This window comes from Pelodictyon luteolum (assembly GCF_001622165.1).
GTDB lineage: Bacteria > Bacteroidota > Chlorobiia > Chlorobiales > Chlorobiaceae > Chlorobium > Chlorobium luteolum_B.
The window spans coordinates 55713-74508 of the sequence record NZ_LVWG01000034.1; the positions used below are offsets into that span (position 1 = coordinate 55713).

The 18796-nt window shown below is 56.6% G+C and carries 20 protein-coding genes; all 20 read left to right on the plus strand.

All coding sequences use genetic code 11. The annotated features are described in order from the left end of the window. Positions 1-16: 16 nt before the first annotated feature. A complete protein-coding gene (gene obgE / locus A3K90_RS08450; RefSeq protein ID WP_303682179.1) occupies positions 17-1048 on the plus strand; it encodes a GTPase ObgE in 1032 nt (343 codons plus the stop codon). Further along, positions 1045-1542, plus strand: a complete 498-nt coding sequence (locus A3K90_RS08455) for an N-acetyltransferase (protein ID WP_303682180.1) — start codon at positions 1045-1047, stop codon at positions 1540-1542. The genes obgE and A3K90_RS08455 overlap by 4 nt, the downstream gene beginning before the upstream one ends. Further along, positions 1539-1805 carry an HPr family phosphocarrier protein gene (locus A3K90_RS08460; protein ID WP_011356933.1) on the plus strand — a complete coding sequence of 89 codons (267 nt, stop codon included), beginning with the start codon at positions 1539-1541 and terminating at the stop codon, positions 1803-1805. The genes A3K90_RS08455 and A3K90_RS08460 overlap by 4 nt, the downstream gene beginning before the upstream one ends. 24 nt (positions 1806-1829) lie before the next feature. Further along, positions 1830-2954 (plus strand): glycosyltransferase, encoded by a 1125-nt coding sequence (locus A3K90_RS08465; protein ID WP_303682181.1) that lies wholly within the window; start codon positions 1830-1832, stop codon positions 2952-2954. Next, positions 2951-3826: a glycosyltransferase family 2 protein gene (locus A3K90_RS08470; protein WP_303682182.1), complete on the plus strand. Its 876-nt coding sequence runs from the start codon at positions 2951-2953 to the stop codon at positions 3824-3826. Before A3K90_RS08465 ends, A3K90_RS08470 begins: the two co-directional genes overlap by 4 nt. After that, positions 3823-4509 (plus strand): methyltransferase domain-containing protein, encoded by a 687-nt coding sequence (locus tag A3K90_RS08475; RefSeq protein WP_303682183.1) that lies wholly within the window; start codon positions 3823-3825, stop codon positions 4507-4509. The genes A3K90_RS08470 and A3K90_RS08475 overlap by 4 nt, the downstream gene beginning before the upstream one ends. Continuing rightward, positions 4509-5708 carry a glycosyltransferase gene (locus tag A3K90_RS08480; protein WP_303682232.1) on the plus strand — a complete coding sequence of 400 codons (1200 nt, stop codon included), beginning with the start codon at positions 4509-4511 and terminating at the stop codon, positions 5706-5708. The genes A3K90_RS08475 and A3K90_RS08480 overlap by 1 nt, the downstream gene beginning before the upstream one ends. After that, complete coding sequence (locus A3K90_RS08485; protein WP_303682184.1) at positions 5705-7192, plus strand: oligosaccharide flippase family protein; 1488 nt, start codon at positions 5705-5707, stop codon at positions 7190-7192. The genes A3K90_RS08480 and A3K90_RS08485 overlap by 4 nt, the downstream gene beginning before the upstream one ends. 32 nt (positions 7193-7224) lie before the next feature. Continuing rightward, on the plus strand, positions 7225-9582 hold the full coding sequence (locus A3K90_RS08490) for a hypothetical protein (protein ID WP_303682185.1): 2358 nt from the start codon (positions 7225-7227) through the stop codon (positions 9580-9582). Between the two features lie 90 nt (positions 9583-9672). Next, a complete protein-coding gene (locus A3K90_RS08495; protein WP_303682186.1) occupies positions 9673-10959 on the plus strand; it encodes a hypothetical protein in 1287 nt (428 codons plus the stop codon). Positions 10960-11237: 278 nt separating this feature from the next. Next, positions 11238-11627, plus strand: a complete 390-nt coding sequence (rpsL, locus tag A3K90_RS08500; protein WP_303682187.1) for a 30S ribosomal protein S12 — start codon at positions 11238-11240, stop codon at positions 11625-11627. Positions 11628-11661: 34 nt separating this feature from the next. Beyond that, entirely contained in the window at positions 11662-12129 is a 468-nt protein-coding gene (gene rpsG, locus A3K90_RS08505) for a 30S ribosomal protein S7 (protein WP_303682188.1), read from the plus strand. A gap of 42 nt (positions 12130-12171) precedes the next feature. Then, a complete protein-coding gene (gene fusA, locus A3K90_RS08510) occupies positions 12172-14286 on the plus strand; it encodes an elongation factor G (protein WP_303682189.1) in 2115 nt (704 codons plus the stop codon). 61 nt (positions 14287-14347) lie between these two features. After that, complete coding sequence (gene tuf, locus A3K90_RS08515; RefSeq protein WP_303682190.1) at positions 14348-15529, plus strand: elongation factor Tu; 1182 nt, start codon at positions 14348-14350, stop codon at positions 15527-15529. An 80-nt stretch (positions 15530-15609) separates the two neighbouring features. Beyond that, complete coding sequence (rpsJ, locus tag A3K90_RS08520; protein WP_011356945.1) at positions 15610-15921, plus strand: 30S ribosomal protein S10; 312 nt, start codon at positions 15610-15612, stop codon at positions 15919-15921. 21 nt (positions 15922-15942) lie between these two features. After that, complete coding sequence (gene rplC / locus A3K90_RS08525) at positions 15943-16572, plus strand: 50S ribosomal protein L3 (protein WP_011356946.1); 630 nt, start codon at positions 15943-15945, stop codon at positions 16570-16572. 19 nt (positions 16573-16591) lie between these two features. Next, positions 16592-17218, plus strand: a complete 627-nt coding sequence (gene rplD / locus A3K90_RS08530; protein ID WP_303682191.1) for a 50S ribosomal protein L4 — start codon at positions 16592-16594, stop codon at positions 17216-17218. Between the two features lie 31 nt (positions 17219-17249). Next, positions 17250-17561, plus strand: coding sequence for a 50S ribosomal protein L23 (rplW, locus tag A3K90_RS08535; protein WP_011356948.1), 312 nt, complete (start codon positions 17250-17252; stop codon positions 17559-17561). Between the two features lie 33 nt (positions 17562-17594). Then, positions 17595-18434 carry a 50S ribosomal protein L2 gene (gene rplB / locus A3K90_RS08540; protein WP_303682192.1) on the plus strand — a complete coding sequence of 280 codons (840 nt, stop codon included), beginning with the start codon at positions 17595-17597 and terminating at the stop codon, positions 18432-18434. A gap of 34 nt (positions 18435-18468) precedes the next feature. Then, positions 18469-18765, plus strand: coding sequence for a 30S ribosomal protein S19 (gene rpsS / locus A3K90_RS08545; protein WP_011356949.1), 297 nt, complete (start codon positions 18469-18471; stop codon positions 18763-18765). Positions 18766-18796: the final 31 nt, after the last annotated feature.

The following is an 18796-nucleotide window of genomic DNA, read 5'->3' on the forward strand; positions in this document are numbered from 1 at the left end:
AAAGGCAGGTGTATAGGTGAAGTTTGTTGATAGCGCATCCATATTTGTACAGGCCGGCGAAGGCGGACGGGGCTGTGTGAGCTTCCGCCGCGAGAAGTTCGTGCCGAAGGGCGGCCCCGACGGTGGTGACGGCGGGGACGGCGGCAACGTCTGGCTGCGGACGAACAGCCACCTGACGACGCTTCTGGATTTCAAGTACAGGAAAAAGTACCTCGCCCCCCGCGGATCCCACGGGCAGGGCTCCCGGAAATCAGGCCGGAAAGGCGCCGACATTTACATTGACGTGCCGTGCGGTACGCTGGTTCGCAACGCTGCAACTCAGGAGGTGCTGGCTGATTTGACCGGGGAGGGAGAAGAGGTGATGATTGCCCGTGGCGGGCATGGCGGAAGGGGCAACCAGCATTTCGCAACATCCACGAACCAGGCACCCCGACGCTCCGAGCCGGGCTGGAAGGGCGAAGAACTGCTGCTTGACATGGAGCTGAAACTGATGGCGGATGTGGGTCTGGTCGGTTTTCCCAATGCAGGCAAGTCCACCCTTATATCGGTGCTCAGTGCCGCCAGACCGAAGATTGCCGACTACCCGTTCACGACTCTCGTGCCGAACCTCGGCATCGTCCGCTATGAAGAGTACAAGTCATTCGTGATGGCCGACATTCCCGGCATCATCGAAGGTGCGGCCGAGGGCAGGGGGCTGGGACTGCAGTTCCTCCGCCATATCGAAAGAACCAAAATTCTTGCCGTTCTGGTATCGGCTGATTCAGAGGACCCAGAGGCGGAATACAATATGCTGCTCGGCGAACTTGAGAAGTTCGGCCGCGGCCTTAACGAGAAGCCAAGGATTCTCGTTGTTACGAAGATGGATATTGCGCCCGAAGACTTCACTCTTCCCTCGCCCGGGGATGGCGTGCATGTGCTTGCGATTTCCAGTGTTGCCGGTAAGGGGCTGAAGGAGTTAAAGGACGAACTGTGGCGTGAAGTTTCGATGCGCGACCGGCCCGAGGAATCTCCGCTCCCGGAGTGTGACGGGGATGCCGTTACGCCATGACGCAGGCTGCAATTACGGTCCGCAACGCCATGCTTGATGACGCATCGGCAATTGCCGCGCTGACGAAGGAATATGCCGGCGAGGGCATTATGCTTGAGCGCCCTCTGGAGAACATTATTGAAAACATCCGCAACTTTTTCATTGCCGAGCATGACGGCGAGGTCATAGGGTGTTGCGCCATCGCCTTCTATACGCCGACACTGGCCGAGATCCGCTCCCTTGCCGTGCTCGGCCGCTGGAAGCTGAAGGGCATCGGCCGACAGCTGGTTGAAAAAGCTGAGTCCATACTGCGGGACGAAGGGGTGTATGAGGTGTTCGTTCTGACCCTCAGTCGGCAGTTTTTTCTTCGTCTCGGGTATAGCGAAGTTGAAAAAGAGTATTTTCCACAGAAGATATGGCGTGACTGCACCCACTGCCCGAAGCTGATGGCGTGCGATGAAATCGCCATGATGAAAACACTGGTTCCGTCAACAACAAACAGTAGCCTGCAGTGATTGTTCATGAAGTCATAGTAAAAAACAGGGCGGGCCTGCACACAAGGCCCGCTGCCGCAGTCGTAAAACTTGCATCCCGGTTCAAGGCCGATTTTTTCATCGAGATGCAGGGCGTTGAAATCAACGCCAAGTCGATTATCGGTGTCATGAGCCTGGCTGCACCGAAGGGGACCAAGCTTACCCTCAAGCTTGCCGGCGAAGATGCCGATGAAGCTGCCCGACAGCTTGTCGAGTTTTTCGAACAGGGGTTTGGGGAACAGTAGCCCGAGCGGCTCCGGGGAGGTTCATTGACGCAGCTGCAGATCGCCCTCGTCAGCCCCTTTCCTCCGCTGAGGGGGGGCATTGCCCATTTCAGCACTGAACTCTCCCGTGCACTCACGGCTGCGAGCCACAAGCCGCTTCACATAGGATTCCGCTCGCTCTATCCCCGCTTCATTCTCCGCGGCCGTGCCGCAGCTCCCCTGGCCACCAGCTTCCCGCAGGATGCTTACCTTGTACTCTACAATCCGCTGACATGGATCAGGGCCTCCCTGAGGCTCCGACGGCTTCGCCCTGATGTTGTGTTGATTGCATACTGGGCTGGCTTTCTCGCTCCGCTCTGTTTCGTGTTTCATCGACTGACGGGGCTCAGGACCGTGGTTCTCCTTCATAATCTTTCCTCGCACGAATCCTTTTTCTTTGAACCCTTGATGCGTCGCATCCTCAGCTTTGCGGCTGACGGGTTTATCACCCTGTCGCCGTCCGTCGACCGTGCTGTGGCATCGGCCCTGCCCTCCATACCTCGCCTTATGCTCAGTCATCCCGATTACCCTCCGGGAGCCGAACTTCCGCAGAAAGGGGTGGCGCGCCGGACCCTTGGGCTTGATCCGGACGGGCCGCTGCTCCTGTTTTTCGGCTATGTCCGCCGCTATAAAGGGCTTGATCTGTTGCTTGAAGCGCTCGCACTTCTCCCTTCACGCACCGGACTCCGTCTTGTTGTGGCCGGCGAGTTCTATGAGCCTCTGGAGCGATACCGGTCGTTGATTTCCAGCCTGGGTATCGAAGACCGGGTCTCCCTGCATCCCGGGTACGTCGAGCCAGAGCGGAGTGTGCTGTATTTCGCGGCAGCCGATGCCTCGGTGCTGCCATACCGGAGTGCGACGCAGTCGGGCGTAGCCGGGCTTGCCCGCGGATACGGCCTGCCGCTTATCGTCACACCTGCAGGGTCGCTGGCCGAAGCCGTTTCTGCAGGGTCGGGAGGTGTTGTTGCCGACGCGTGCTCCGCCGAAGGGATTGCCCGTGCAATCGAAGCGTTTCTTGATGCTCCGGGCGGGGAGCAGCGGCTTTCGAAAGGAAGCGGCAGCATCTCATGGACTGAATTTGCAGACGCAGTTGCGGTTTTTCTCGGGGATGCACCGGAGGGCGGCCGATGACCAGCCCGGCCTGCATCGTGGTGATTAACTGGAATGGGGCTGACGATACCATCGGGTGCCTTCGTTCGCTAGAGCCTGTTCGCTCATCTGGCTGCATGGTGCTTGTGGTCGACAACGGCTCCGATGATGGATCAGCCGGCCGGATCCGCATGGCCTGCCCAGAGACGGAGGTGCTGGCGCTGCCCTTGAACCTCGGTTACGGGGGAGGGTGTAATGCAGGGTGTCGCCGTGCGGAGGAACTTGGTGCTAAGGCGGTGATTTTTCTGAACAACGACACACTGGTGGATCCATTGTTCGCAGTATCGCTCCTTCTGGTGCTCTCTAGGGACCCGACGGCGGGGATGGTTGTACCGAAAATCCTTTACGCAGACAGGCCGTGCAGGATCTGGTATGCCGGGGGCGAGGTTGATCTGTCGCGAGGAATGGTTCGGCACACGGGAATCCGGCGGAAGGATGGCCCTCGCTATAGTCAGTCGTCGCATACCGGGTATGCGACGGGCTGCTGCTTTGCCATGCGTACGAGGGATTTCAGGGCTGTTGGAGGCTTTGACGAGGGGTTCGGTATGTACGCCGAAGATGTTGATCTCTCCCTCCGGGTCCGGGAACTTGGCTTCAGTATCGACTATGAACCCTCTTCTGTGGTATGGCACCGGGTATCGGCATCCTATAGAGGGCGCCCGCTCAAAAAAATCTGGCTCCGCTCAATGGGGATCATGCGCCTGCTCCGGAAGCACGGTTCATGGACTGGCATGATGTTGTTCATGCTTCTGGAGCCTTTCCGCCTTGTCAGGGGGGCCGCATCCTTGGCTGCTGTTCGCGTGATGGGCGTGCTTCATGCAGAAGCACGCAGCAATGAGGAGGGTGCGGCATGAGGGCTATAGGGACATTCAGAACCAGCATTGATGGTCGATATCTTGCCGAAGAGGCCCATCGGGTTCGGTGGGAGAAGAGTGTCCGGTTCCTTGAGGGGTGGAGGGTTCCAGCCGGGCTCCATCCTGCAGGGCTCGATCTTGGTGACCGGACTCCCATGACGGAGTTCGCCGAAGCGTTGTTTGGCTGTATATTCGACTCAAGCTCGGTGGATCTTGATGAAGAAGCGCTCTCTGGCAGCTATGGGGTGGTGACCGCATTTGAAGTGCTGGAGCACCTGTTCAACCCGCTACATGCACTGCTTGAAGTGAAAAATGTGATGGCGGGTCCCGAGGCGCGCCTGTTTGTTTCCATGCCGCTTCGTCAGCCTGAACTGCTCAGCAGTCCGGAACATTTCCATGAAATGAGTCGAACCGGAGCTCTCGCCCTGTTTGAGCGGTCGGGATTCAGGGTGGAACGGAGTGCTGAGTTCCGTATCCGTCGGCCGCTCTTCTATCTCAGTGGATTCAAGCCGCTCCTGCGGTTCTTTTTCGAACGGGTGCAGGTGTATGAGTTATCAGCAGCCGAAGTCCGAAAAACATCAGCAGCCGAAGTCCGAAAAACATCAGCAGCCGAAGTCCGAAAAACATCAGCAGCCGAAGTCCGGAGAGAATCCGCGGCCGAAGTCCGGGGGGGTGGTGTGTGATGGATCAGCAGCCGAAGTCCGGAAAGCATCAGCAGCCGAAGTCCGGAGAGAACCAGCAGCCGGGAGACATGAGACGCCTGGTGTGGTTTTCCGAGGTGCAGTGGGATTTTCTTTCCACACGGAAGCAACGGCTTCTTGCACGGTTCCCTGAACACTGGACGATCCTCTTCATTGAGCCCTTTGCTCTCGGTCGCCGGAATCACTGGCTGCCGGTTCGACGAGGCAGGGTGTGGGTTGTCTCTGTTCCGTTTCTCAAGCGGGTCCCGTTTCAGATCGGCCGGCTCCTTGATGTTCCTGCCATTCGCATGCTTGCGGGACTTCCCGGTTTGCTGTTGATGCATTTCTGGATATCAGTGCTGGGGTTTGGTGGTCGCCAGCGCATCATTGGACTGAGCAACCTCTACTCGGCGGGGCCTGCTTCGCGCCTCCAATGCAGCCTTAGATTCTACGATGCCAACGACGACCATCTCGCCTTTCCCGGGACACCCTCCTGGCTAAGTCCGGAGCTCAAGCGCTGGCTTGGTTGTTCTCAGTTGGTTTTCAGTGTGAGTCGAACCATGACAAAGCGTCTTCAGCTGCCCTCTGAGATGAGGGTCGTGGAACTTGGCAACGGTGTGGAGTTCAGTCATTTTGCTGCCATCAGGGCCCTTGTTCCGGGATTGCCTGCTGGCGCGGGCGGACCAGTCCTCGGATATGCCGGTGCTATGGACTGGCTGGACATAGCGCTTCTCGTGCGGACTGCGGCAGCCTGGCCGGACTGCCGGATTGTGCTGGTCGGTCCCGCCTATGAACGGGGTTGGTGGGAGCGGCAGGACAAGCTTCGGGCTTTAGGGAACGTCACCTATGCTGGCCTTGTGGGGTACGCGGAGCTTCCTGGCTGGGTGCAGCATTTCGACCTTGCGCTATTGCCGCTTGAGCGGAGCCCGCTCAAACGGGCCTCCAACCCTAACAAGCTGTATGAATATGCTGCCGCCGGCGTTCCCGTGCTTGCCATCAACTACTGTGATGCCGTCGATGATGCTCGCGGGGTGGTGATGGTTGCTGAAACGGAGGATGAGTTTGTCAGTATGGTTCCTCAGGCACTTGGGGATAACCGGCGGGAGCTTCGCCAGGAATTTGCCCGCCGCCATAGCTGGGACGCGCTTGCTGCCGCCATGGTCAACGAACTTGAGCGGACTTCAGGGGAGGGCAGGCTGTGAGCAGAAGTCTTTCGATTGCCGCTGGCGCGGGGTTTTCCTTTGGCGGCTATATCATCGGTCAGGTGGTGCGCTTCATTTTCAGCCTAGTTGTGGCTCGATTGCTTGGCGCCGATGCACTCGGAACCTATGCCCTCGCGATGGCCGTCATACAGATTGCCGAAGTTGCGGCCATCGCCGGTCTTGATTCAGCTCTGCTCCGTTTTGCGGGCATGCACCGGACTGATCTCGTCAGGAGGCGTCGGGTCATCGGGTTTGTGCTGAAAGCCGGGTTCATACTCTCCATTGCAGTTATGCTGCTGCTTGAGCTTTTTGCCGGCAGCTTTGCCGGTATGCTCAACGGCGGCAGGATGCTCCAGCTTGCCATCACCTGCTATGCGGCTGCGGTGCCGTTCAATGCGGCCACCATGCTCTACGGTCATGCCATGCAGGCAACGGGACGCATAGAGCCGAAAATCATCGCCACCCAGGTGCTCAGCCCAGTACTGCTCCTCTCTTTCACGTTGCTCCTGAACGCTTTCTCGGGACGGGAGTCAGCACTGCTCTTTCCTTTCGCCCTCTCGGCTGCCGTGACGTTTTTCTGGATCAGGCCACGGCTCCGGGACATTGCCGGGATGGAGCCGGGAGATCTACGCAGTGCTCCGGTTGAACTCCCTGTTCTTTCATATGCGATGCCGTTCCTTCTGGTGTCTCTTCTCAGTATGACGGCCCACTGGCTCGATATTGTCATGCTCGGCATGCTGACAGATCCCGGAACGGTGGGCCTTTATCACCCCGCAGCACGGACAGCAGGTCTCATCCGGGCAGTCATGCCGGCCTTTGCCGGAATGGCGGCGCCGATATTCGCAGAACTCCATGCGGCCGGAAGCAGAGTGGAGCTGGAGCGTATGTACAGGCTCGTCACCCGCTGGATGGTGACGGTTGTCGTGCCGCCGGTTCTTCTGTTCCTGCTGTTTCCCGCTCCGGTGCTCTCCGTGTTCGGAGTCCATTTCACCAAGGCGGCATTCGTGCTCGGGCTGCTGACGGCGGGGGCCTTCCTGCAGGCTCTGTTCGGTATCTCCGCTACGTTGCTCGCCATGGCCGGGCACTCCCGCCTCAGCCTTCTGAATGCACTTTCCGCCCTTATCATGCAGGCCTCGCTGAACCTTCTCCTGATTCCCCGGATGGGGATAGAGGGTGCAGCCGTTGCCGGCCTTGTGGTATTTGGTGTGCTGGCTCTGACGAGGCTCATCGAGGTACGCCGGCTCCTTGGTATGCACCCGTTTTCCCGTTCTCTTTTGAAGCCGTTTGTCGCGGGCTCAGCTGCGGCGCTGCTACTGTTCATATTCCGCGGGTGGCTTCTGATGCTGCCCCTTCCCGCCTTTCTTGCCATTGCAGCCGGTGCCGCCATCGCAGTCTATATCGGGGTTTTGCTGATTCTCGGGTTGGAAGAGGAAGACCGGGAGATTATTTTACGTGCAGGTTTCATCATCGGGCGGGGACGCTGACCGCCGCAACGCTTTTTAGATACCCAAGAGGCTTGAAGAACAGGATCTTTTTATTACTTGCCGTTACCTTCGGCTACACTTTTCTTGCTATCGCCATGTATTGGCCGGTGGCACTGTTTTCCTATGTCCCTGCGGTCCCCGACAGCCTGGTGCCTGGCGCCACTGCCCTTGCGCTCAGTAAACTGCAGGAGGCTACGGGCCAGTATCCGCTCTGGCAACCGTGGGTTTTTTCCGGGATGCCGACGGTCGGTGCATTCAGCTATCTCAGCGGTCTTTATTTCCCCAATGTGCTGTTATCTCTTTTCAGTCTGGAGGGTATGCAGCTGCAGCTTCTCCATCTTGTTTTTGCTGCGCTCGGAACATTCGTGTTTCTCCGGAGGGCGGGTCTGGAGTCGCCGGCGGCGTTTTTCGGCGGCTCGGCGTTCATGCTGAATCCTTATTTTTCGGCCATGCTGGTCCATGGCCACGGCAGCCAGCTGATGACGGCGGCATACATGCCCTGGCTACTCTGGGCGCTCATGCGGGTGGTGCAGCATTCGAAACTTGAGGATGCGGGTATTCTTGCCCTTATCGCGGGCTTCCAGCTCCAGCGCGCCCATGTCCAGATAGCCTGGTATTCCTGGCTGCTCCTTGCCATCCTCGCTCTTTTCCTGTTTGTGAGCATGAAGGCTCAGTTCCGGGAGAAGTTCCGTCTTTTCGGGCTCGTTTCCCTCGGGCTTGCCTGTGGTGTGGCCATGTCTGCGGCAATCTACCTGCCGGCATCAGCCTATGCACCATTCTCGGTTCGGGGCATGGCCGGTGGAGGAGGGGGTTCGGCAATGGAGTATGCCACACTCTGGTCGATGCACCCCATAGAGCTGTTGACCTTTATCGTTCCCGGCATGTTCGGGTTCGGGGGGATCACCTACTGGGGCTTCATGCCCTTCACCGACTTCCCGAATTATGCGGGCATTCTTGTCCTGCTTTTTGCATTCGTCGGTGCGTATGCCGGCAGGAGGGAGCCTGTGGTTCGCTTTTTTATCACCGCTGCACTCCTCTCCCTCTTCCTCTCTTTCGGCCGGTTCTTTTCCCCGGTGTTCGAGCTTTTCTATTATGTAGCGCCGCTCTTCAGCCGGTTCAGGGTTCCGTCCATGGCTCTTCTCATGCTCTATCTTTCGCTGGCGGGTCTGGCCGCTTCGGGTCTGGGGGCACTTTTAAGGTCTCGCCCTGAACGCCTCCACAGGCCCCTGCGCTATGCATCCCTTGCATTTGCCGCAATGCTTCTTATTGCACTCGCTGCCGGCAGCGCGCTCGAGGGATGGCTTCGTTCGATGTTTCCTGTTCCCGCTGTCTCGAACTTTGATTTCGCATTGCTGGTCAATCGGGCCCGTATCCAGGGGGTCGAGAACGGTGCTCTTCTCCTCGCCCTCATTGTCGGTGCCGGGCTTCTGCTTCTCTGGCTGGGCCTGAAGCGTTTCATCCCGTTCAGGACCGCATTGCTGCTTCTTGGCGCTCTTGCGCTTGGCGATCTCCTTTGGTGCAGCGTGCAGGTTGTGTATCCTTCGCCATCCTCGTTCCGCCCTGCATCTCTCGTTCCGCAGGATGCCGTTCGTCCGGCGTTCGCTCCCGATGAAGTCACACTCTGGCTTTCACGCCAACAGGGTCCTTTCCGCATCTATCCCGCTGGCAGCCTTTTCGGGGAAAACAAGTTTGCGGTGTTCGGTATCGAGTCGGTCGGGGGTTACCACCCGGCAAAGTTCAGCCGGTATGAGGAACTGCTTGCAAAAACAGGCAATCTTGCGAGTCCTGAAGTCCTGAGAATGCTCAATGTCCGTTTTGTCCTCAGTCTGCAGCCGGTCCTCCATCCTCTGCTCGAGCCGGCAATGGAGGGGGAACTTCGGCTTGCATCCGGTCCGGTCAGAGTCCATGTTTACCGCCTTCAGGGCTCCCTTCCGAGGGCTTGGGGCGCATTGCGGGCTGAAAGTGCGGACGGCCTTGATTCGGTTATCGCCGGGCTTGAGTCTCCAGCCATCACTCCGGGTACGGTGTTTGTGAGCCCTTCGTCCCCCATCGCCGGACGCACATTCGCACCTGCCGAGGTGAAAATCCTCGACCGCACTGCCGAGTCCGCCCTCATCGAGGTGTCGGCTGAAGGGGAAGCGCTCCTTGTCTTAAGTGAAATAAACTATCCGCTTCGCTGGAAGGCGGAGGTTGATGGAAAGCCTGTTGAGATCGAGACCCTCAACGGACTGCTTCGCGGAGTCGTGCTTCAAGGCGGCACCAGCATGGTCAGGTTCCATTACGACCGTACAGGGTTCGATACGGCCCGGAATGTGTCTTACGCTGCATTCGGACTCGCTTTCCTCATGGCGCTCTCCGGCGTGCCATCCCGGTTCGCGAGGAGGTCGTAATGGACGATGTGGTATATTGAAGGAAATGTTACTCTGTAACAGGCGCCTCTGGATCCATGCCGAAAGGGTGCCGCCAACGATGAGAGAGACGTGAAAAAGATCCTGTTCCTTGCTGCCAACTACCCCCCGTACATGACCGACGGCGCTTCGCGGGCTTTCCGGATGGCATCGCGCCTTCCCGGCTACGGGTGGGAGCCCGTGGTAGTCGCCCCTCCACTGTTCAACAGGACAGGTGGAGAAACTGCCAGGCCGGAGCCCCTGAAGGAGCCGGATCCCATTCGTGTCTACAGGTCGGGTGAGGCTGTCGCGCTCGGCGATGTTGATGAATGCACGCTCGCAGCGTTTGCCCGTGGAGAGCGGATTGTGCAGGGCGGTCTTCTCTCGGGGATGCTTCCCTCGATCTTCCGGGAAGTCCACCCATGTGCGGTATGGGAAAAACAGGCTGAGGTAGTTGCCCAAAAGGTGATGAAGGAGCATCCTGACATCGAGGCCATCTACGCACAGGGACCGCCCTCGGCTCCAATCCGTCTGGGCATGGAGCTTTCACTCCGTCACGGCGTGCCGGTCATGTTTGATCTCACAGCACCCCTCGACGCGCCCCGCCCCTGGTCTCCTCTTGGTGACCTGCGCTCTGATGAACTGTTTAAGCTCGAGCAGAAAGTGCTCTGCTCCGGGTACGGTGTCATCACACCGACCCGGGCACTGAAAGAGCATTTCCTGAAGAGGCATTTCGGGAAGGTCGCACATGATGACATCACCATCATTACCGACTGCGGCCCCGTTGTCCCGACCGCAGCCCCACCATCTATTTCTGCCCACGGGCGACCGCTTTTCATCATCGAGAGGGCCGATGAAAAAGGGGCGAAGGTTTTTTTTCAGGCGCTCGCGACCGTCATGAGGGAGTGTCCCGGCGGCTCGGCATTCAGTGGCAGTACGATTGTGGATGCATCCGGTGGAATGGTGCCGAAGCTGCTCCGCAAGGTTGGCCTCGAGGGTGATCTTGCGCTCTGCTGCACGTTTTCGGAAGACCAGGAGCTCGAACTCTGCCGCAGTGCATCAACGGTCGGGGTTGTGAGCGGAAGCTATGAAGAGAACGAGCTCTGGCTGCCGGATCGACTCATTGACGCAGCACTTATCGGGAGGCCGGTTTTTGCTGTCGCTCCGGCGGGAGTCGCCACCCGTTTTACTGAAAACGCTGGAGGGTTCCAGGCTTCTCCAGACAACCCTGTGGCCCTTAGGGACATGCTCTGCAGTCTTTCATGCGCTGTTGACGGCGGTGTTCCGCCAGCCCCTTCTGTCGAACTGATTGCCCGCCACTCCGAGAGTGAGGTGCTCTCCGAGATGGTGAAGGCAATTGCCCTTTTGCTGCCACTTTGAGTAGTGAACTTTCGAGGATTCCGCAAGAATGTTCAGTTTTCCTGTCATATCCCGGATGGCATACCCTCCGAGCCTGTTTCGTTTAAATCCTTTGGAAGCCCAGTGGGATAGCGTCTTGGGTGGATTTGAGAAATCGTTAGGGTAAATATTTTTCATCATGAAAAATGATGTTTTCCGTTTTGTTTTTTTTGTAATTCGCTTACATTGGTGGTCCTTATGGATTTTTATGCCAGGCAACAGTATCATTAGCGGTTTTTAAATAGAAAGAGAGTCATAGTATGCCGACGATTCAGCAGCTCATCAGGCGCGGAAGAAGTGTGAAAGCGTCAAAAACAGCCTCACCGGCGCTTGAGAAATGCCCGCAGAAGCGGGGAGTGTGCACCCGCGTGTACACGACGACGCCGAAAAAGCCTAACTCGGCGCTTCGCAAGGTTGCCCGTGTAAGGCTCTCGAATAAAATTGAAGTTACAGCCTATATCCCCGGCGAGGGTCATAACCTTCAGGAGCATTCCATTGTCCTGATCCGCGGTGGCAGGGTGAAGGATCTTCCTGGTGTCCGCTATCATATCGTTCGCGGTACCCTTGACACCTCGGGTGTCTCGGACAGGAAGCAGAGCCGTTCGAAGTATGGTGCCAAGCAGCCGAAAGCTGGCGCAGCGAAGAAGTAAGGGATACAATCGAATCTAAATCCAGTTAGGAATCATGTCGAAAAAAGGTGGCTATAAAGGTGTACAGGTTGATCACCGTTACAATGACGAGAGTGTCGCGCGTTTCATTAATGCGGTGATGCTTGACGGTAAGAAGGATGTTGCGACCAAGATTGTTTATGATGCGTTCGCAATCATCGGCGAGAAGATGGTTGACGAGAGTCCGCTTGAGGTCTACCGCCGTGCGATGTCCAATATCGCTCCTGTCGTCGAGGTTCGCAGCAAGCGGGTCGGCGGCGCGACATACCAGATCCCGATGGAAGTCAAGCCTTCACGCAGGGGAGCCCTCGCGTTCCGCTGGTTGAAGCAGTATGCTACCAAGCGCGGCGGCCGCTCGATGGCCGAGAAGCTTGCAGCAGAGCTCATGGACGCTGCTTCCGAGCAGGGTGCATCGGTTAAGAAGCGTGACGAGGTCCACCGTATGGCCGACGCCAACAAGGCATTTGCGCATTTCAGGTTCTGAGGATAGTTCTTACGACAGGTATCAATAGACTAAATTTTTGTTATGACCAGGCAGGTTGCATTAGATAAGGTTCGCAATATCGGCATCATGGCTCACATCGATGCCGGCAAGACTACGACCACCGAGCGTATCCTGTATTATACAGGGCGTCTGCATCGTATGGGTGAGGTGCATGACGGCGGAGCGACGATGGACTGGATGGATCAGGAGAAGGAGCGTGGCATCACCATCACTTCGGCTGCCACAACCTGTTTCTGGTCACCTAAGTTTGGTAACTACGAGGGCGAGAAGCACCGCATCAATATCATTGATACTCCGGGCCATGTGGATTTCACTGTTGAGGTCGAGCGTTCGCTTCGAGTTCTTGACGGCGCGGTTGCGCTGTTCTGCGCTGTCGGCGGTGTCGAGCCCCAGTCGGAGACGGTCTGGCGTCAGGCAAACAAGTACGGAGTGCCGAGAATTGCCTATGTCAACAAGATGGATCGCACCGGCGCCGACTTCTTTGATACCGTAAAATCCATCAAGGAGCGTCTCAGCGCCAACCCTGTGCCGATCCAGATCCCGATTGGTGAAGGCGAGATCTTTGCCGGATTCGTCGATCTTATCCGTATGAAGGGCATCATCTACGATAAAGAAGATGGCAGCACCTATGAAGAGGTTGCGATTCCTCATGACCTCGAGAACGAAGCCCGCACTTGGCGCATCAATATGCTTGAGGCTGTGTCCGAGGTTGATGAGAGCCTGCTTGAAAAATATCTGAACGGCGAAGACATCACCGAAACGGAAATCCGCAAGGTGCTCCGCCAGGCGACCCTCAACGTCTCCATTATTCCTGTCCTCTGCGGCTCGTCCTTCAAGAACAAGGGTGTGCAGTTCATGCTTGATGCCGTGGTCGACTACCTTGCGTCTCCGCTTGATGATGGCGAGGTCGAAGGGCACCATCCGCGTACCGAAGAGCCGGTTGTGCGTCACCCTAGTGACGAAGAGCCGTTTGCCGGTCTTGCCTTCAAGATCGCAACTGACCCGTTCGTCGGCAAGTTGACATTCTTCCGAGTCTATTCCGGCACCCTGAAGGCAGGAAGCTATGTCCTGAACTCAATTACAGGAAAGAAAGAGCGCATTGGCCGCGTGCTGCAGATGCACTCCAACAAGCGTGAGGATATCGATTGTGTATACGCAGGCGACATCGCCGCGGCTGTAGGCCTTAAAGAGGTCCGCACCGGTGACACGCTCTGCGATGAAAATAACCCGGTCGTCCTTGAAAAGATGGTTTTCCCCGAGCCGGTGATCCAGATTGCCATCGAGCCGAAGACAAAGGCCGACTCTGACAAGCTTGGCATGTCGCTCGCAAAACTTGCCGAGGAGGATCCCACCTTCCGCGTCAAGACCGATGATGAAACTGGTCAGACGCTGATTGCAGGTATGGGTGAACTCCACCTCGAGATTCTGGTCGACAGGCTGAAGCGTGAATTTAAGGTTGAGGCCAATGTCGGACAGCCGCAGGTCGCCTACCGCGAGACTATCCGAGCCAAGGTGGACTTTGAGGGAAAATTCGTTCGCCAGTCGGGTGGTAAGGGTCAGTTCGGTCTTGTCAACCTTACTGTAGAGCCGCTTGAAGAGGGTAAGGGATATGAATTTGTCGATGCCGTCAAGGGCGGCGTGATTCCCCGCGAGTACATCCCTGCGGTAAACGCCGGTATCCAGCAGGCGATGAAAGACGGTGTCGTTGCCGGCTATCCGATGCAGGATATCAAGGTTACCCTGTACGATGGAAAGTATCACGATGTCGACTCATCGGAAATGGCCTTCAAAATCGCCGGTTCGATCGGTTTCAAGGGCGGTGCAAGGAAAGCTTCACCAGTCCTGCTTGAGCCGATCATGAAGGTAGAGGTCATTACCCCTGAAGAGTATCTTGGTGACGTGATGGGTGATCTTTCAAGCCGTCGCGGCCATATCGAGGGCATGGGTCAGAGGGCCGGTGCGCAGTTTGTCCATGCTAAGGTTCCGCTTTCTGCGATGTTCGGTTACTCGACCGACCTGCGTTCGATGACCCAGGGTCGGGCCAACTACTCGATGGAGTTCGAGAGCTACCGTGAGGTGCCGAAGAACATCGCCGATGCGCTGCAGGAGAAGAAGGTTACCAAGGATGAGTATTAATTGACGGCAATCAGTATTTAATCATTACAACCAACAAACAGACACAGACCGGAGATACGTTATGGCAAAAGAGTCCTACAAGAGGGATAAACCCCATGTCAATATCGGTACCATTGGCCACGTTGACCATGGCAAGACCACGCTGACGGCAGCAATCACCTTAGTTCTCTCAAAGAAAGGCTTTGCAGAGTCGCGCGCATTCGGCGATATCGACAAGGCTCCTGAAGAGCGCGAGCGCGGTATCACCATTTCCACCGCCCACGTCGAGTACCAGACCGAGAAGCGCCACTATGCGCACATCGACTGCCCCGGCCACGCTGACTACATCAAGAACATGATCACCGGTGCTGCCCAGATGGACGGCGCTATCCTCGTGGTTGCCGGTACCGACGGCCCGATGCCTCAGACCCGTGAGCACATCCTGCTTGCCCGTCAGGTGAACGTGCCTGCACTTGTTGTGTTCCTCAACAAGGTCGATATCGCAGATCCAGAGCTCCTCGAGCTCGTCGAGATGGAGCTTCGTGAGCTCCTGACCGAGTACGGCTTCCCGGGTGACGACATCCCGATCATCAAGGGTTCAGCTTTGAAGGCACTTGATGGAGACCCGGAAGGTGAGAAGGCCATCCTTGAGCTCATGGATGCTGTCGACAACTACATTCCCGAGCCTGTTCGCGACGTCGACAAGCCGTTCCTGATGCCTGTTGAAGATGTGTTCTCCATCTCCGGCCGTGGTACCGTCGGTACCGGCAGGATTGAGCGCGGCCGCATCAAGATCAACGAAGAGGTCGAAATCGTCGGCATCAGAGATACCCGCAAGTCGGTTGTCACTGGTATCGAGATGTTCCAGAAGCTGCTTGACGAAGGTCAGGCTGGCGACAACGCAGGTCTTCTGCTCCGCGGCGTTGATAAGACTGAACTCGAGCGCGGTATGGTCATTGCCAAGCCCGGCACCATCAAGCCGCACACCAAGTTCAAGGCTGAGGTCTACATCCTGAAAAAAGAGGAAGGCGGCCGTCACACCCCGTTCTTCACCAACTACCGCCCGCAGTTCTACTTCCGTACCACAGATGTTACCGGTGCGGTTACCCTTCCTGAGGGTGTTGAGATGGTTATGCCCGGCGACAACCTCTCCGTTGATGTCGAGCTCATCGCTCCTATCGCCATGGACGAAGGCCTCCGCTTCGCAATCCGCGAAGGCGGCCGTACGGTCGGCGCAGGTTCGGTAACCAAGATCAGCGAATAAGGCAGTTTGTATGGCGTCCCGGGGCGGGATGAAAATAATCCCGCCCCTTTTTTATTGATAACACGAAACAGGGTTGACAAGTGGCTGTACAGCAAAAGATAAGGATAAAGCTCAAGTCCTACGACCATAGCCTGGTTGACAAGTGGGCTTTAAGGATTATTGATGTGGTCAAACAGACTGATGCCATCATCTTTGGTCCCATACCGCTGCCGACGAAATCGCATGTGTATACCGTGAACCGGTCTCCCCATGTCGACAAAAAGTCCCGGGAGCAGTTCTCGTTCGCATCCCACAAGAGGCTGATCGAGATCATCAACCCGACTTCAAGAACCATTGATATGCTTATGAAGCTTGAGCTTCCGAGCGGTGTAGATGTAGAAATCAAGTCTTAAAGAATTAGAAAAGCTATTGATATGGGTGCGATTCTTGGAAAGAAAATCGGCATGACCCGTTTATATAATGATAAACGCGAAGCTGTGCCCTGCACAATCATCCAGGCAGGCCCGTGCTTCGTGACTCAGGTCAAGAATGCGGAGAAGGATGGCTACGATGCGGTTCAGATTGGTATCGGAGAGAGGAAAGAGCACAAAGTGACTAAGCCGATGCTCGGCCATTACAAGAAAGCGGGCGTTACTCCCGGTTACATGATGGCAGAGTTTGATGCATCCATGTTCGATGTCGAACTTGCCGCAGGCAGCCCCGTCAGTGTCGAGTCCTTCAAGGAGGGCGAGATCGTCAACGTTCTCGGCGTCTCGAAGGGTAAGGGATTCGCCGGTGTCGTCAAGCGCCATAACTTTGGCGGTGGATCACGGACACACGGTCAGTCCGACAGGCTTCGCGCCCCGGGTTCGGTCGGTGGATCAAGCGATCCCTCGCGCACCTTCAAGGGTACCAGGATGGGTGGCCGTATGGGCAGCGACAACGTTACCGTAAGGAACCTCCAGGTCGTGAAGATCATGGCAGAGTCGAACCTGATCATGGTGAAGGGCTCCGTCCCCGGACCGAAAAACTCCTATGTCAAGATTGTATCTATAAAAAAGTAAATGCTGAGAGCGCGAAGCTATGGAACTTAAAGTCTTAAATACTGCCGGTGCTGAAACCGGGGAAGTGGTTACGCTCCGTGACGATATATTCGGCGCTGAAGTATCCGAGCATGCGATCTGGCTCGACGTAAAGTCGATCCTCGCAAACAAAAGGCAGGGGACGCACAAAGCGAAGACCCGTGCGGAAGTGCGGGGCGGCGGACGCAAGCCCTATCGTCAGAAGGGAACCGGCAACGCCCGTCAGGGATCCACCCGTTCTCCTCTTATGGTCGGCGGCGGCACTATTTTCGGCCCCACCCCCCATGGCTACGACCAGAAGGTCAACCGCAAAGTCAAGCAGCTTGCACGCCGTTCAGCTTTCAGTGCCAAAGCGCTGGAAGGCAGGATTCTCGTAGTCGAGGACTTCGCTCTTGCCGAAATCAAGACGAAGCCGGTTGCAGACATGCTGAAGAACCTCGGGCTCGATGCAAAGAAGACCCTGATGCTGACCCCGGACTACAACATGGTCATTGCCCGTTCTGGCCGCAACATCGAGGCCCTCAACATCATGACTGCAGAGAAGGCTTCGACCTACGACATTCTCAACAGCCATACCGTGCTGTTCCAGAAGACTGCATTGAAGAAATTAGAAGAGACTTTAGGGTAACCGCTGTTTCCAGCAAAAAGGAGTGAAGAGAATGAAAAACCCGTTGTTGCGCCCCTGGTTGACCGAGAAAAGCACCGGGCTCACCGAGCAGAAAGGGCAGTATGTGTTCCAGGTCAAGCTGGATGCCGATAAAATTGATATCAGGATGGCCGTAGAGGAGAAGTTCGGTGTGGAGGTCAAAAGCGTCCGCACAGTCAACTGCCTCGGAAAATCCCGTCGCCAGTATACCCGCAAGGGCCTGATTGCCGGCAAGAAAAACGACTGGAAGAAGGCGATTGTAACCCTTCGTGAGGGTCAGTCGATTGATTATTACTCCGGAGCGGCTCCGAAGGGCGAAGGATAGAATTTACTTTTAAAGGATAGATCATAATTCACAATGGCTATTAGGAAATTAGCGCCGGTCACACCTGGGTCACGCTTCATGTCGTACCCGGCATTCGATGAAATCACCAAGAGCGAGCCGGAGAAAAGCCTGCTTGTCCCCCTCAAGAAATCGGGTGGACGCAACGCGGCAGGCCGGAAAACCTCGCGCCACCGGGGCGGTGGACACAAGCGCCATTACCGTATCATCGATTTCAAGCGCAACAAGGACGGTATTCCCGCCACTGTTGCAGCGATCGAATATGATCCGAACCGTTCATCGCGTATTGCATTATTGCATTACAAAGACGGAGAAAAGCGTTATATTCTCGCCCCGAAGGGTGTCACGGTCGGTGATGTTCTCGAGAGCGGAGATAGGGTGGAAATCAGGGCCGGTAACACCATGCCCCTGAAGAATATTCCTCTCGGCACCGACATCCACAATATCGAAATGCGTGCGGGGAAAGGTGGACAGATCGTTCGTTCGGCAGGCGCTTTTGCAGTCCTTGCTGCCCGTGAAGGCGACTACGTTACCTTGAAGCTGCCTTCCGGTGAAATCCGTAAGGTCCGTGTCGAGTGCCGTGCGACCATCGGTGTCGTCGGCAATGCTGACCATGAGAATCTTGTTCTCGGCAAGGCAGGTAGAAGTCGCTGGCTCGGCATCCGTCCCCAGACCAGAGGTATGGCTATGAACCCGGTTGACCATCCGATGGGCGGCGGTGAGGGTAAGTCGAAGTCCGGCGGTGGACGCAAGCATCCGAAGTCCCCGTGGGGCCAGCTTGCCAAGGGTCTGAAGACCAGGAATAAGAAGAAAGCATCACAGAAACTGATCGTGCGCGGCAGGAACGCGAAATAAACGATAGAGGATAAAAACTTCAAGCAGAGAAACAATGCCAAGATCACTTAAGAAGGGCCCGTTCATCGATATAAAGCTGGAAAAGCGGATCCTTGATATGAACAGCAGGAGTGAAAAGAAGGTCCTGAAGACCTGGTCGAGGAGCACGATGATCTCCCCTGACTTCGTCGGCCACACGATTGCAGTCCATAACGGCAAAACCCATGTCCCTGTCTATGTCAGCGACAACATGGTCGGTCACAAGCTTGGAGAGTTTGCCCCGACAAGGACCTTTCGCGGCCATGCAGGTGGCAAGGCTGAAAAGGGCGGTTCGGCTCCGAAGAGAAAATAAACAGCAATAACGCGAAAGGGTAAAGACACCA

Excerpts from the sequence above, each read along its gene's own strand:
- rpsS (WP_011356949.1), top strand. The coding sequence starts at position 18,469 with ATGCCAAGATCACTTAAGAAGGGCCCGTTCATCGATATAAAGCTGGAA.
- A3K90_RS08470 (WP_303682182.1), top strand. The coding sequence starts at position 2,951 with ATGACCAGCCCGGCCTGCATCGTGGTGATTAACTGGAATGGGGCTGAC.
- A3K90_RS08475 (WP_303682183.1), top strand. The coding sequence starts at position 3,823 with ATGAGGGCTATAGGGACATTCAGAACCAGCATTGATGGTCGATATCTT.
- rpsL (WP_303682187.1), top strand. The coding sequence starts at position 11,238 with ATGCCGACGATTCAGCAGCTCATCAGGCGCGGAAGAAGTGTGAAAGCG.
- rplB (WP_303682192.1), top strand. The coding sequence starts at position 17,595 with ATGGCTATTAGGAAATTAGCGCCGGTCACACCTGGGTCACGCTTCATG.
- A3K90_RS08480 (WP_303682232.1), top strand. The coding sequence starts at position 4,509 with ATGGATCAGCAGCCGAAGTCCGGAAAGCATCAGCAGCCGAAGTCCGGA.
- fusA (WP_303682189.1), top strand. The coding sequence starts at position 12,172 with ATGACCAGGCAGGTTGCATTAGATAAGGTTCGCAATATCGGCATCATG.
- A3K90_RS08455 (WP_303682180.1), top strand. The coding sequence starts at position 1,045 with ATGACGCAGGCTGCAATTACGGTCCGCAACGCCATGCTTGATGACGCA.
- tuf (WP_303682190.1), top strand. The coding sequence starts at position 14,348 with ATGGCAAAAGAGTCCTACAAGAGGGATAAACCCCATGTCAATATCGGT.
- rpsG (WP_303682188.1), top strand. The coding sequence starts at position 11,662 with ATGTCGAAAAAAGGTGGCTATAAAGGTGTACAGGTTGATCACCGTTAC.
- rplW (WP_011356948.1), top strand. The coding sequence starts at position 17,250 with ATGAAAAACCCGTTGTTGCGCCCCTGGTTGACCGAGAAAAGCACCGGG.
- rplC (WP_011356946.1), top strand. The coding sequence starts at position 15,943 with ATGGGTGCGATTCTTGGAAAGAAAATCGGCATGACCCGTTTATATAAT.
- rplD (WP_303682191.1), top strand. The coding sequence starts at position 16,592 with ATGGAACTTAAAGTCTTAAATACTGCCGGTGCTGAAACCGGGGAAGTG.